At 64.8% G+C, this 13816-nt stretch carries 14 protein-coding genes; 1 reads left to right on the top strand and 13 read right to left on the bottom strand.

Annotated elements, in window-relative coordinates; genetic code table 11:
- Window positions 1-57: 57 nt before the first annotated feature.
- From AC0L23_RS24155 to AC0L23_RS24195, 9 genes are all read right to left on the bottom strand, one after another.
- Window positions 58-270, bottom strand: coding sequence for a hypothetical protein (locus AC0L23_RS24155; RefSeq protein WP_085361353.1), 213 nt, complete (start codon window positions 268-270; stop codon window positions 58-60).
- Between the two features lie 279 nt (window positions 271-549).
- Window positions 550-1287, bottom strand: coding sequence for a ribulose-phosphate 3-epimerase (gene rpe / locus AC0L23_RS24160; RefSeq protein ID WP_018456189.1), 738 nt, complete (start codon window positions 1285-1287; stop codon window positions 550-552).
- Window positions 1284-2219 carry a CbbX protein gene (gene cbbX, locus AC0L23_RS24165; RefSeq protein WP_018456188.1) on the bottom strand — a complete coding sequence of 312 codons (936 nt, stop codon included), beginning with the start codon at window positions 2217-2219 and terminating at the stop codon, window positions 1284-1286. The genes rpe and cbbX overlap by 4 nt, the downstream gene beginning before the upstream one ends.
- Before the next feature lie 98 nt (window positions 2220-2317).
- Entirely contained in the window at window positions 2318-2725 is a 408-nt protein-coding gene (locus AC0L23_RS24170) for a ribulose bisphosphate carboxylase small subunit (RefSeq protein ID WP_018456187.1), read from the bottom strand.
- 11 nt (window positions 2726-2736) lie between these two features.
- Window positions 2737-4197: a form I ribulose bisphosphate carboxylase large subunit gene (locus AC0L23_RS24175; RefSeq protein WP_085352576.1), complete on the bottom strand. Its 1461-nt coding sequence runs from the start codon at window positions 4195-4197 to the stop codon at window positions 2737-2739.
- A 31-nt stretch (window positions 4198-4228) separates the two neighbouring features.
- A complete protein-coding gene (gene fba, locus AC0L23_RS24180) occupies window positions 4229-5314 on the bottom strand; it encodes a class II fructose-bisphosphate aldolase (protein WP_018456185.1) in 1086 nt (361 codons plus the stop codon).
- A gap of 14 nt (window positions 5315-5328) precedes the next feature.
- Complete coding sequence (gene tkt / locus AC0L23_RS24185) at window positions 5329-7350, bottom strand: transketolase (RefSeq protein ID WP_018456184.1); 2022 nt, start codon at window positions 7348-7350, stop codon at window positions 5329-5331.
- A 16-nt stretch (window positions 7351-7366) separates the two neighbouring features.
- Complete coding sequence (locus AC0L23_RS24190; protein WP_018456183.1) at window positions 7367-8242, bottom strand: phosphoribulokinase; 876 nt, start codon at window positions 8240-8242, stop codon at window positions 7367-7369.
- Window positions 8243-8255: 13 nt separating this feature from the next.
- Window positions 8256-9293, bottom strand: a complete 1038-nt coding sequence (locus tag AC0L23_RS24195; protein WP_018456182.1) for a class 1 fructose-bisphosphatase — start codon at window positions 9291-9293, stop codon at window positions 8256-8258.
- A 121-nt stretch (window positions 9294-9414) separates the two neighbouring features.
- On the opposite strand from AC0L23_RS24195, the gene AC0L23_RS24200 reads away from it, so the two are divergent.
- Complete coding sequence (locus AC0L23_RS24200) at window positions 9415-10386, top strand: LysR family transcriptional regulator (RefSeq protein WP_085361350.1); 972 nt, start codon at window positions 9415-9417, stop codon at window positions 10384-10386.
- A 257-nt stretch (window positions 10387-10643) separates the two neighbouring features.
- Here AC0L23_RS24200 and AC0L23_RS24205 read toward each other — a convergent pair whose 3' ends face one another.
- From AC0L23_RS24205 to AC0L23_RS24220, 4 genes are all read right to left on the bottom strand, one after another.
- Entirely contained in the window at window positions 10644-10853 is a 210-nt protein-coding gene (locus AC0L23_RS24205; RefSeq protein WP_085352580.1) for a hypothetical protein, read from the bottom strand.
- A gap of 138 nt (window positions 10854-10991) precedes the next feature.
- Window positions 10992-11402 carry a hypothetical protein gene (locus tag AC0L23_RS24210; protein WP_026233102.1) on the bottom strand — a complete coding sequence of 137 codons (411 nt, stop codon included), beginning with the start codon at window positions 11400-11402 and terminating at the stop codon, window positions 10992-10994.
- A 136-nt stretch (window positions 11403-11538) separates the two neighbouring features.
- Window positions 11539-12732: an MFS transporter gene (locus AC0L23_RS24215; RefSeq protein WP_018456177.1), complete on the bottom strand. Its 1194-nt coding sequence runs from the start codon at window positions 12730-12732 to the stop codon at window positions 11539-11541.
- 52 nt (window positions 12733-12784) lie between these two features.
- Complete coding sequence (locus tag AC0L23_RS24220) at window positions 12785-13405, bottom strand: TetR/AcrR family transcriptional regulator (RefSeq protein ID WP_039799656.1); 621 nt, start codon at window positions 13403-13405, stop codon at window positions 12785-12787.
- Between the last annotated feature and the right edge of the window lie 411 nt (window positions 13406-13816).

Raw genomic sequence — 13816 nt, forward strand, 5'->3', positions numbered from 1 at the left:
CGTCTTGAGCGGTGCCGGCGTCGGCAAGTTCAGGTCATATTCGAACAAGTTGGACCGTCACGCCGCGGCGGGTCTCTCCCACGCCGTGGCCTCGACGCCGTCCTCGTCTTGTTGCGCATTGCACGCGTCGAAATGCGCCTTGAGTTCGACTTCGGCGAGATGTTCGAAATGTTCGGCCTGGCCGAGCAGTTCCCAGCTCTGGAGCGGCCGGTAGGCGACCTGCTGACGACAGAGGGACGCTAGCGCGCGGTAGCGACGTACGTTGTCCATGAGACCCTCCCTCGCATTCACAGAGCTTATTGCCCTTATTTGCGTCAGGGCGATGGCGGTTGTGCAAAAGATTTGCTGCGCCCGCCGCGCGCTTGACTCGCTTGTTTCTAGGCAAACGCGTATCGAGGCGAAAGTTCCAATCAGCGCGGACTCAACGCTTCGGACCTTACCGCAGGCCAAGGCTAGGGTTGTGGGTCATCCTCGTATATCTGCAGTGCAAAGGGGCACGCCCTGGCACACCCCATTACGGTGCCGGCTCGCCCGCCTGTATCCGGCAGTCTACCGGATGAGCGCGGGCTCACCGGCACGCATTGTCTGCGCCGAACTATGTTGCAGCATCGGAACCCTGCCGGCTTCCGCAGCGGCGCGGATGGCCGCGATGTTGCCGGCATAGTCCGCGCTGCTCTTGCCGCGAAACACGGCGGAGCCCGCTACAAGCGTATCGGCGCCCGCAGCGGCCACGGCGGCGGCATTGTCGCGCGTGATGCCACCGTCAACCTCGAGTCGGATCGGCCGGTCGCCTATCATGCTTCGAATACGCCCGATCTTCTCGAGTTGGGATTCGAGGAAGGACTGGCCGCCAAAGCCCGGATTGACCGTCATCACCAGGACGAGGTCGAGGCGATCGAGCACATATTCGATCGTGCTTTCGGGAGTCGCGGGACACAGGCTGACGCCGGCTTTCTTGCCGAGCGCGCGGATGGCCTGGAGCGAGCGATCGAGGTGCGGACCGGCTTCGGCATGCACCGTGATGACATCCGCGCCGGCCTTCGCGAACGCTTCGAGATAGGGATCGGCGGGCGCGATCATGAGATGCACGTCGAACATTTTCTTCGTCAGCGGCCGGATCGCCCTGATGACGTCCGCGCCATAACTGATGTTCGGGACGAAATGCCCGTCCATGACGTCGCAGTGAATCCAGTCGGCACCCGCCGCATCGATCGCCACGATCTCCTCGCCGAGGCGGGCGAAATTCGCAGCCAGGATTGACGGCGCGATGAGGATTTCTCTCGTCATGGCTTCGCACTCCCCTGCGCGTCCGCACCGCCGCTGAAGACGCGGCTCGCCAGGACGTCCATGGGATCGATCGTTTCGAGGTCGGCGATATCGAGCATGCGGTCGAGATCGGACACCAGCCGATCGGCCTGCCGCAGGCGGATGCGGTCGACGGCGTTGCGGATCGAGCGCGCATTGGAGAAGAACGGCTGGGTCCGACGTAGCGCGATGTATTTCTCGAACGCCTCGCGCGCCGCCGCCGAGAGGCGATAACCCCGTTCCTTCAGCATCAGCTCGGCGATGACGAGCAGCTCGGCTTCCGCATAGTCCGGAAAGTCGATGTGATGCGCGATCCGCGAACGGAAGCCGGGATTAGAGGCAAAGAAGCTCGTCATCCGCTCGCCATAGCCGGCAAGGATCACGACGAGGTCCTCGCGCTGGTTTTCCATCACCTGGAGCAGGATCTCGATCGCCTCCTGGCCGTAGTCGCGCTCGTTGTCGGGACGGTGCAGATAATAGGCCTCGTCGATGAACAGCACGCCGCCCATCGCCTTCTTCAGGATCTCCTTGGTCTTCGGCGCGGTGTGGCCGATATACTGGCCGACCAAATCGTCGCGCGTCACCGAGATCACCTGCCCGCGCCGCACGAAACCGAGGCCGTGCAGGATCTTTGCCATGCGCAGCGCGACCGTCGTCTTGCCGGTGCCGGGATTGCCGGTAAACGACATATGCAGCGTCGGTGGCGACGAAGCCAATCCCGCACGCTGCCGGATACGTTCGATCAGCAAGAGCGACGCGATCTGGCGCACGCGGCTCTTCACCGGCTTCAATCCGATCAGCTCCTGCTCGAGCTGCTGCAGCGTGCCCGTGATTCCAGCCTCTTCGGCCTCCTTGCGGAGATCGAAACTGGTCTCGCCGGGCTCAGTGGTCATGGCGTGGGGAACATCCAGCATCGGCACCTCGAAGAAAAGGGCTTCGCCGCGGGGGAGCGGCGAAGCAGTGGTCCGCCAAGGAAACGGAGCAGGGAGTGCTCCGCGCGGAGGAGAATGACTTAGGTTGGTGCGTGCGCGAGCTGCCGGCGCACGGTGGTGTAGCGGATCGCGCGTCCGCTCACCTCCTGCCGCACCAGCTCGAACTCGGCTTCCTGCGGCGGGCGGTTGACGATGAACGAGATCCGCACCGATTCCCAGCCATGGCTGGAGTCGAAGCCGCTGAGGCGGATGTATCGGTCGCCATACACTCTGCGGCATTCGGCGAGCTCCATCATCACGCCGGCGGCGTCCTGGAGATCGAACATCGGCAGGCCCCACATCTCCCAATAGGTGTTGCGGGGATGCGGATCGTCGGTGAACTCGATGTTCACCGCCCAGCCGTTGGTCAGGCAATACTGCACCTGCTTGGTGATCTGGTCGTCGGTCAGATCGGGCAGGAATGAGAAGCAGCCTTGGGTCAGCTTCATGTCAAATCTCCTCAAACGGTTTCGAGCGCGGTCGGCACGAAGTCCGGCGTGTCGGTGGATTCATAATTGAAGGAGACGTCCTTCCAAACCTCAAGTGCAGCTTTCAGCGGCGTACAGGTCTCGGCCGCCCTGGCCAGGATCTCCGGTCCTTCGTGGACGTAGTCGCGGCCCTCGTTGCGGGCGAGGATCATCGCTTCCAGCGCCACACGGTTGGCGATCGCGCCGGCCGCGATGCCCATGGGATGGCCGATGGTGCCGCCGCCGAACTGGAGCACGACGTCCTCGCCGAGCAGGTCGAGCAGCTGGTGCATCTGGCCGGCATGGATGCCGCCGGAGGCGACCGGCATCATCTTGTTCAGGCTCGCCCATGACTGGTCGAAGAACAGGCCGTGTTCGAGCTTGGCCGGGTTGAAGTCTTCGCGACAGACATCGTAATAGCCGCGCGTGGTGTTGGGATCGCCTTCGAGCTTGCCGACCACGGTGCCGGCATGGATGTGATCGACGCCGGCGAGCCGCATCCACTTGGCGATGACGCGGAACGACACCCCATGGCTTTTCTGCCGCGTGTAGGTCGAGTGACCGGCGCGATGCAGATGCAGGATCATGTCGTTGCGCCGCGCCCATTTCGCCATCGACTGGATTGCGGTGTAGCCGATCACGAGATCGATCATGACGATGCAGGACCCGAGCTCCTTCGCGAACTCGGCGCGCTCGTACATATCCTCCATGGTTCCCGCGGTGATATTCAGGTAGGTCCCCTTGGCCTCACCGGAGGCCGCCTGCGCCCGGTTCACCGCCTCCATGCAATAAAGGAAGCGGTCGCGCCAGTGCATGAACGGCTGCGAGTTGATGTTCTCGTCATCCTTGGTGAAGTCGAGCCCGCCCTTCAGCGCCTCGTAGACCACGCGACCGTAATTGCGGCCCGAGAGGCCGAGCTTAGGCTTGACGGTCGCGCCGAGCAGCGGCCTGCCGAACTTGTCGAGCCGCTCGCGCTCGACCACGATGCCGGTGGCCGGTCCCTGGAACGTCTTCACATACGCGACCGGGAAACGCATGTCCTCCAGCCGCAGCGCCTTCAGTGGCTTGAAGCCAAATACGTTGCCGATGATCGAGGCCGAGAGGTTGGCGATCGAGCCCGGCTCGAACAGGTCGAGGTCATAGGCGATGTAGGCGAAGTACGAGCCCGGCGTGCCCGGCACCGGATCGACGCGGTAGCATTTCGCGCGATACTTCTCGGCGGCGGTCAACCGATCGGTCCACACCACCGTCCAGGTCGCGGTCGAGGATTCGCCGGCGACTGCGGCTGACGCCTCGATCGGATCGACGCCCTCTTGCGGCGTGACGCGGAACAGCGCGATGACGTCGGTGTCCTTGGGCACGTAGTCGGGCTCCCAATAGCCCATGCGCTTGTATTCCATCACGCCCGATCGATATCTTTCCTTGCCGCGGACGGTTCCTGCATGTGCATTCATGGCTCTCTCCTGCTCTTCTCTCTCTGAATGATTAGGCCGCGACGGGCTCGCGGGCGTCGACGCGCGGATCGAGATCGCCGGCGCGGTAGCGCCGCGCCATCTCGCTCAAGGGAACGACCTTGATACCGCTGGCGTGGCCTGCGGTGCCGAACTGCTCGAAGCGCTCGCGGCAGAGCTCGCGCATCGCATCCATGGCGGGCTTGAGAAATTTGCGCGGATCGAACTCGGAGCGCGTTTGCGCGGCCACTTTCCGGAACACCGCGGTCATTGCCAGCCGGCAGTCGGTGTCGATATTGACCTTGCGCACGCCGCTCGTGATGCCGCGGACGATCTCCTCGACCGGCACGCCCCAGGTCTGCGGCATCTCGCCGCCAAACTGGTTGAACATGTCCTGGAGGGGCTGCGGCACCGAGGAAGAGCCGTGCATCACGAGATGCGTGTTCGGCAGCCGGCGATGAATCTCCTCGACCACCCGCATCGCCAGAATGTCGCCGTCCGGCTTGCGGCTGAACTTGTAGGCGCCGTGCGAGGTGCCCATCGCGATCGCGAGCGCATCGACTTTGGTGGCGCGGACGAAGTCGACCGCCTGGTCGGGATCCGTGAGCAACTGATCATGGCTGACCGTGCCTTCGACGCCGTGACCGTCCTCCTGCTCGCCGCCCCCATGCTCGAGCGAGCCGAGCACGCCGAGCTCGCCTTCGACGGAGGCACCGACCCAATGCGCGAGATCGACGACGCGGCGGGTGATCGCAACGTTGTAGTCGTAGTCGGCCGCGGTCTTGGCGTCGGCCTTGAGCGAGCCGTCCATCATCACCGAGGTGAAGCCATGGGCGATCGCGGACGCGCAGGTCGCCTCGTCATTGCCATGGTCCTGGTGCAGGCAGAGCGGGATGTCTGGATAGGTCCGCTCCAGCGCATCGATCATGTGCGAGAGCATGAGGTCGCCGGCATAGCTGCGCGCGCCGCGCGAAGCCTGGATGATGACGGGCGCGTCGACCTCGGCCGCCGCCTGCATGATCGCGATGCCCTGCTCCATGTTGTTGATGTTGAACGCCGGCACCGCGTAGCCGTGACTGGCGGCGTGGTCGAGCAGCTGACGAAGAGTGATACGGGCCACGACAAATCCTCCTGTTATTGCTTGCCGGCGCGGGCCATCGCCCGCCGGGCGGCTTCCGCAACGCCTTGCGGCGTGATGCCGAATTCGCGGTAGAGCACCGGGGCCGGCGCCGAAGCGCCGAAGCCGCGCATGCCGACGAATTCGCCCTCGGTGCCGATCCAGCGGTGCCAATCGCCGACGACTGCCGCCTCGATGCCAACCCGCGGCGCGGTGCCGAGCACAGCGGCGCGGTAATCCTCCGGCTGCTCCTCGAACAACGCGAAGCAGGGCGCGGAGACCACGGCCGCACGGACGTGCTCGGTAGCGAGCAGGCGGGCCGCCTCCAGCGCAATAGACACTTCCGAACCCGTTGCGATGAGCGTCACGTCGCGGCCACCGTCCGGCGAAACGATCAGATAGGCGCCGCGTGCGACGCGGTTCCTCCCGCGGACATCGCTGCGGAAGGTCGGCAGCGCCTGACGGGACAGGCACAGCACGGAGGGACGATTTTCAGCTTGGAGCGCGCAGTCCCATGCTTCCAGCGTCTCAACCGCGTCGGCCGGCCGGAAAACAAGCAGGTTCGGAATGACGCGGAGCGCTGCGAGATGCTCGACCGGTTGGTGCGTGGGGCCGTCCTCACCGAGGCCAATGGAGTCATGGGTCATCACATGAATGACGCGGATCCGCATCAAGGCCGCAAGGCGGATCGCCGGCCGGCTGTAATCGGAGAACGCGAGGAAGGTGCCGCCATAGGGAATGAAGCCCCCGTACAGCGCGAGGCCGTTCATCGCGGCCGCCATGCCATGCTCGCGGATGCCGTAATGGATGTAATCGCCGGCGAACGCGTCGCGCTTGACCGGGGTCTGCGCCTTGGCATGCGTCAGGTTCGAATGCGTGAGATCCGCCGAGCCGCCGACAAATCCGGGAATCGTCTCGGCGATGCCGTCGAGCACCTGTTGCGACGCCTGCCGCGTCGCGAGCTTCGGACGCTCGGTGGCAAAGCGCTCGCGCAATTTCGCCGAGGCCTGGGCATAGGCGTTCGGCAGGGCAACCGCCTTGCCCTCGATAAACAGGTCGCGCTGCTCGGGCGTCGCGCATTCATAGCGATCGAGCCAGGCGAGACGCTCGACCTGCCCGCGCTGCCCGATCATCCGCCATGCTTTCAGGATCGTGACAGGCACCACGAAGGGCTGATAGTCCCAGCCGAGCGTTCGCCGCGCCGCGGCCGTCTGCTCCGTGCCGAGCGGCGCGCCATGCGCCTTCTCGGTGCCCTGACGATCCGGCGCGCCGAAGCCGATGATGGTGCGGCAGGCGATCAGCGACGGTCTTGTGCTCTCACGCTCCTCGGCAATCGCCTGCGCAACTGCTTCGGGATCGTGCCCGTCAACACCGCGCACCGACCAGCCGGAGGCAGCGAAGCGCGCGAGCTGGTCATCGGAGGTCGCAAGCGAGGTCGGGCCGTCAATGGATATGCCGTTGTCGTCGAACAGCACGATCAGGCGGCCCAGCCCGAGATGCCCGGCGAGCGAGATCGCTTCCTGGCTGATGCCTTCCATCAGACAGCCGTCGCCGGCGATGACGTACGTGAAATGATCGACGAGGCCGTCGCCATGTTGCGCATTGGCCATGCGCTCGGCGAGTGCCATGCCGACCGCGGTCGCAATCCCCTGCCCCAGCGGACCGGTCGTCGTCTCGACGCCCGGCGTATGGCCGTATTCCGGATGGCCCGGCGTCTTCGAGCCCCATTGCCGGAACGCCTTGATGTCATCGAGGCTGACGTCGCCGCCGGTGAGATGGAGCAATGCATAGAGCAGCATCGAGCCATGGCCCGCCGACAGCACGAAGCGATCGCGATCCGGCCAATGGGGGTGAGCCGAGTCGAACTTCAGGAAGCGCGAGAACAGCACGGTGGCGACATCGGCCATGCCCATGGGCAGTCCGGGGTGGCCGGACTGCGAAGTCTCGATGGCGTCGACCGCGAGGAAGCGGACGGCGTTGGCGAGATCGCCATGCGATACCGCCGTGAGGTCAGCGTCGGCGTGGACGGAGATGTTCATCGGATCCTCCCCTCGTTCACTTCAGGTTTCGCTTACGCTCGATCAGCTGCATGATCAGCGGCGTCAGGATCAGCTGCATCGCAAGATCGAGTTTCGCGCCGGGACACACGATCGAATTGGCACGCGACATCCAGCTTTGCGGCAGCATCGAGAGCAGATAGGGGAAGTCGATGCCGCGCGGGTTCTTGAAGCGGATCACGACCATCGACTCGTCCGGCGTCGGGATCCAGCGCGCGATGAACGGATTGGAGGTGTCCACCGTCGGCACACGCTGGAAGTTGATGTCGGTCTCGGAAAATTGCGGGCAGATGTAGTGGATGTAATCGGGCATCCGCCGCAGAACGGTGTCGGTAACGGCCTCGGTCGAATAGCCTCGCGCACTGCGGTCGCGGTGCAGCTTCTGGATCCATTCGAGATTGATAACGGGCACGACGCCGATCTTGAGGTCGGCATAACGCGCGACGTTGACCTTGTCGGTAACGACAGCACCGTGCAGGCCCTCGTAGAACAGAAGGTCGGAGCTCTCCGGCAGCCGTTTCCATTCGGTGAAGGTGCCGGGTGCGGCGCCATGCAGCGCGGATTCCTCGGCGTCGTGGACGTAGTGCCGCGTCGTCGCCGTGCCGGTCTCGCCATAGTCGCGGAACGCCCGCTCCAGCTCCTCGAACAGATTGGTCTCGGGGCTGAAATGGCTGAAATGCCTGTTGCCGCGATCGGCCTCCTTCGCCATCTGCGTGCGCATTTCCGCGCGATCGTAGCGATGGAAGGCGTCGCCTTCGATGTAGGCGGCGTTGACCCTCTCGCGGAAGAAGATCTGCTCAAAGGTCTTCTTGACCGACGTGGTGCCGGCGCCGGAAGAGCCGGTGATGGAGATGATCGGATGCTTCCTGGACATCGGGGCGCCTCGCTCAGAGCCGGAAGAAGCCGCGCCGCGCGAACAGCGGTGCGGAGACGCTGGCGACCAGCAAGGGATCGCAATGCAGTTCCTCGACGCGCTGCACCTCGTTGTTCGAACCCATGATCAGCGGCACGCGTTGATGCAGGCTCTGCGCCGAGAGTTCGAGGATACGCTCGCGCCCGGTCGAAGCCGAGCCGCCGGCCTGCTCGACGATGTAAGCCATCGGATGCGCCTCGTAGACGAGGCGCAGGCGGCCGTCGCCATAGCCAGGCCGTGCATCGGAGGGATAGAGGAACACGCCGCCGCGGGTAAGGATGCGATAGGCCTCGGCCACCAGCGAGCCGACCCAGCGCATGTTGAAATTGTGGTTGGCCTGCCCTTCCACACCGGCGAGGCATTCGTCGACGAAGGCGCGCACCGGCTGTTCCCAATGCCGGCGGTTCGAGGCGTTGATCGCGAACTCCTCGCAGGTCTCGGAGATTTGCACGGCGCTACGCGCGAGACGGAAGCAACCGGACCCGCGGTCAAGCGTGAAGATGTCGACGCCCTCGCCGAGCGTCAGCACCAGCGAGGTCTGCGGGCCGTAGGTGACGAATCCCGCCGCGAGCTGCGCCGAGCCGCGCTGATGGAAGGCGAGCGCGAGATCGTCGGGCGCGGGCAGGATCGAGAAGATCGTGCCCACGGTCATGTTGATGTCGATATTGGAGGAGCCGTCGAGCGGATCGATCGCGACGCAGATCTTCGCCGCGCGGTCACCGATCTGCGGTTCACGCATCTCCTCCGACGCCAGTGCCGCGATCGGCAGCTTGCCGAGACAGCGGCGCAGGATCGCATCCGCCTGCACGTCGAGATCGCGCTGCACGTCACCGTCGCTGTTGCGGCCGGTGGTCAGGCCCGACGCATCCGCAAGGTCTCCCGTGGCGATAAGATCGGCGATCTCGATCGCGGCCGCCGCGATGGCATCGACCGCGGCCGCTACGGCCAGCGCATGCGGCGCCGTCTCGGAATACCGCTGAAGGTGGTCGTCCAGCCTGAGTTGCCCGGTCATCTGCGTCCATCCCTTTGCAGGCGCCGCATCCAGTTCCCTCCTCGCTGGGAGGTCGGTGCGGTCAGTGCCAACAACGACGAGATTGACAGAGGCGGCTTAATAAGGAAAATTTCTATTCATAATGAGCGCTAAAGAATTATCTTATAATGTCCATTCGGCGGCACAGCTCCGGCATCTCACGATCCGGCAGCTTCGCTCGCTTGCGGCGCTCTCGGCAAAAGGCAGCGTCACGGCAGCCTCGACCCAGCTCGGCCTGACGCAGCCGGCCGTGACCCAGCAATTGCGCCAGCTGCAGGATCTCGCCGGACTGCCGCTGCTGCAGCGGACCGGCGACGGCATGCTGCTGACGGAAGCCGGCAAGGAGGTGCTGGCGCTCGCCGAGCGCGTCGAGGCCGCAATCGCGGACTGCCAGGGTTCGCTCGACCTGCTTGCGGGGCGAACCGGCGGCACGGTGCATCTCGGCGCGGTCTCGACCGCGAAATATTTCGTGCCGCACGCGATCGCGGCATTCTCGAAGCGGTATCCGAAGATCGAGATCAAGCTCACGGTCGGCAATCGCGAGGAGATCCGCGGGGCCATGCACGGCTACGACCTCGACTTCGCGGTGATGGGTCGGCCACCGGCCGATGTCAGCGTCGACGTCCGGCAGCTCGGGCGCAATCCGCACATCATCGTCGCGCGCAAGGGGCACTGGCTGGAGAAGGATTCCGGCCTCAACCTCACCGACCTCGTGCACGAGACCTTCCTTACCCGCGAGCCCGGCTCGGGGACGCGGACACTGATGGAAGGCATGTTCCAGAGGTCGGATCTTGAGCCGATCATCGGCATGGAGATGAGCAGCAACGAGACCATCAAGCAGGCGGTCATCGCCGGGCTCGGCATCGCCTTCATCTCGGCCCACACCGTGGCGCACGAGCTCACCGAGGGCCGGCTGATCGTGCTCGACGTCGCGGGCCTGCCGATCGTGCGGCAATGGTACGTGATCCGCCGCAGCGACAAGGTGCTGTTGCCGCCGGCGCAGACGATGTTCGATTTCTTGGGATCGGAGGGGTCGAACTATCTTCCCGACGTGCCCGAATTCGGCGCGCGATAGCCCGTCGAAATTCAGCCCATCAGCTTCATCGCGACCGTAGCCGCGAGAATGACGATGATCTGGAGCAGGCGCTCGGTCGTGAAGATGCGGTTGAAGGTGGTCATCGCTTGCCCCGGCCGAATTGGGATGTCTCGGTCGGGACGTTGCTAGCACAGACGGGCGTCGAGATAACTCCGTAATCGCCCCGTGTTTTCCGTGCACGACCCGACGACCGGCCCTTCGGCGGGCCTGCGCAAGGCCGCGCCGATGGTTAACGATCAGGCCGCGCGTGTAGCGGCGTAGTCCATCTGCGCGGCGAAATAGGCTTCCAGCTCCAGCAGCGCCCGCGCTTCCCAATCCTTCGCCTGCTCGAGCAGCGACCAGCTCTGGTCCGGGCGGAATGCAGCGGTCTGGCGATAGAGCGATGCGATACCGCGGTAGCGGCGCACGTTCTCCAAGATGGCGTGACCGGTGATTTGGCCGTTCATGTCCGAAAACTCCCTCGTCATTCCCGAGGGAGAAATTGCGGCCAAATCTTTTTCGAAAAGTTAGCGCCGCACAGCAAGCGTGCGAATGGTTTCCGGACTGTTGCCCGCGCGCAACGTGCGCGGCCGCACAAGGCCGATCTATTGCGAATTCGTCGCCGCGCTCTCGCCCCGCGGCTTCAACCCACCGCGGCTGATGATCTCGCGGCAGAGATCGGCAAGGCCGATCACCAGCACGGCGAGCAGGCAGAACAGCTTGATGGAATCGGCATGCGCGCTGGTCAGCGAATTGAACTCGAAGAAGGGCGGCATGAATGCCCACCATACCAGCGGAATGGTGAGTAGTGCGGCGAACGCCGCCGCCGGTGCGCCCGCAATAATGCCGAGCACGAACAGGCTGGGCAGGAACGCCGCGAAATAGAGTTTTGCGCCGAGCGCGACACAGCCGCCCTGGAGCGCAGCCGACATTGCGACAACGATGAATCCAAGCAGAAACGCCTGCCACGACCATGGTCGTACCCGCGGTACGCCAACCAGCCCCGCACGCCTCATCAGCCTCCCCCTGCCGCCCGTTAACCAGGCTCGCTTGCGACCAAAGTACTACAGCGGCAGGGAAACTGCGAGGTGGAAATTGCCGACCCGGCGGCCTTGGTAAACGGGCCGGATCGCTAATTGGAGCAACCAGCCCCTACTCGGTGGCCGCATAGACCAGGCCTGCGACGGGCAGCGCGAGGCCAAAGGCCGATGCGAGCGTCCAGCCGCCTTGTGCAAACGCCCACGCGCCGACCGCCGAGCCCGCCGCGCCCGCGGTGAAGAAGGTCGCCATGTAGAGACCGTTCAGGCGGCTGCGGTGCTCATGCCCCAGCGCGAAGATCGCGCGGAAGCCGAGCACGACGTTGCCCTGCACGCCGATGTCGATCGCGATCGCAGCCACGACCAGGCAGGCGAGGTTCAGCACCGATCCGGGCGCGCCGACATGCGTAATCAGGAATCCTACGGCCGCGAGTAGCAGCGCGACCAGCGTGGCCATGCGGCTATGGCCGCGATCGGCAAGCCGTCCCGCGATCGGGGCTGCGAACACGCCGGCGACACCGGCAAGCGCGAACAGCGCGATGCCGCGCTGGGTGAAGCCGAATTCGCTCGCGAGCAGCAGCGGCGTCACGGTCCAGAACAGGCTGAAGGCGCCGAACAGGCTGGCCTGGTACAGCGCGCGGCGGCGCAGCAGCGGCGTGGTCCGCACCAGATGGAGCATCGACAGCAGCAACTCGCCGTAATGCATCCGCGCGACCGGCCTGCGCTTCGGCAGCGTCATCCAGAGTACCGCTGCGAGCACGATCATCAACGCGGCCGAGCAGAAGAACACTGCATGCCACGACAGCATCGCCGTGACGAAACTCGACACCGGCCGCGCCAGCATGATGCCGAGCATCAGGCCGGTCGAGACGTTGCCGACGACGCGGCCGCGAATGGCTGCCGGCGCAAGATGCGCCGCATAGGGAATGATGATCTGCACCGCGACCGAGCCGAGTCCGATGAACAACGCGGCGATCAGGAAGGGCAGCGCGTGGGACGCGAACCCCGCGGCGAGCAGGGCTGCCGCGCCGAGCGTGATGACGGAGCAAATCAGGGTACGGTTCTCGACGAGGTCGCCGAGCGGGACGATGAAGAGAAGCCCCACGCCGTAGCCGATCTGCGTCATGGTGACGATCAGTCCCGCCGCTTCATGCGACAGGCCGAGCGCGGCGCTGATCGGGGCGATCAGCGGCTGGGCGTAATAGATGTTGGCGGCGACCATGCCACAGGCCGCGGCAAGCACGAAGGTCAGTCGCTGCGACACCGCATCCGGATCCGGCGCGGTCTCGATCGTGGCATTCATCGTCATTCACAGGCTCTCCAGATATCGGAAACGGTCGTTTCCTAATATGACAAAAAATTCAGGCGAGCAGCTTCATCGCGACGGCGACCAGGCGCTTGCCGTCGAGCGAAAGGCCCGCCTTGCCGACCACGCGCAGGCCTTGCGTGATGCAGATCATCAGGCGCGCGGTGTCGGCGGCGGCGACATGGCGGGGAATCGAGCCGTCGGCCTGCCCCTCGCGAATGAGGCCGGCGATGAAGCCTTCGTTGGTCTCGAGCCGCGCGCTGACGAGGGCGGCGACCACCGGATCGACCGCGGACAATTCGACCGCGCTGCCGACCACGAGGCAGCCGCGCCGCCCCTCGCTGCCCTGGGAATGCTCTACATACGACAGCAGCATGTTGCGCAGCCGCTCGCGGCCATTGTCGCCTTTTGCCGCCGCGCTGCGCGTCTGCTCCTGGCGCAGCGCGGCGTAGCGCTCGAAGGCGGCGAGAAACACCGCATGCTTGTCGCGAAACGCCTTGTAGACGCTGCCGGTCGCCAGCCGCATCGCCGCGGTGAGATCGCCGATCGAGGTGGCATGATAACCGCGCTCGGAAAACACGCGGACGGCCCTGTCGAGCGCGGTGTCCATGTCGAACTCCCGGGGACGGCCAGGCGGACGGCCAATGGGCGGGGATTTGCGGGCCGCTTTTTGCATTGCAGGATAATAGGGAATGTTTGTTTCCAAACAAAGACACTTGGTTGTGATTGGGGCGGTAGGGCCACTAACTCCGGCGTCGCCCCTGGCCAAGGCCAGGACCCATTATCCCAGGGAAGGGGTTGGGCGGACATTCGTTCGGTGGGATTGATATCGCCTTAAATCGATAGACCTCGCGGTATGGGTCCTGGCCTTCGCCACGACGACATTTGAGGTTGTTATGCCTGACTGCCGGGCATCGCCACGGCGCAGGCCACATCGCGGTCCTGCGCACATTTCAACTTGCAGACATGCCTTCTCATCCTCGCGGCTGATTCCGCCCGAGCTTTGCTTCGTCGCTTCACCCTCTTGTCCAAGAGGGCGCAGGGAAGGCCGGGTGCCGGCTGGCACCCGCGGTCCGCTGCGCGAAAA

It is taken from the genome of Bradyrhizobium sp. MI1.4 (assembly GCF_055811315.1).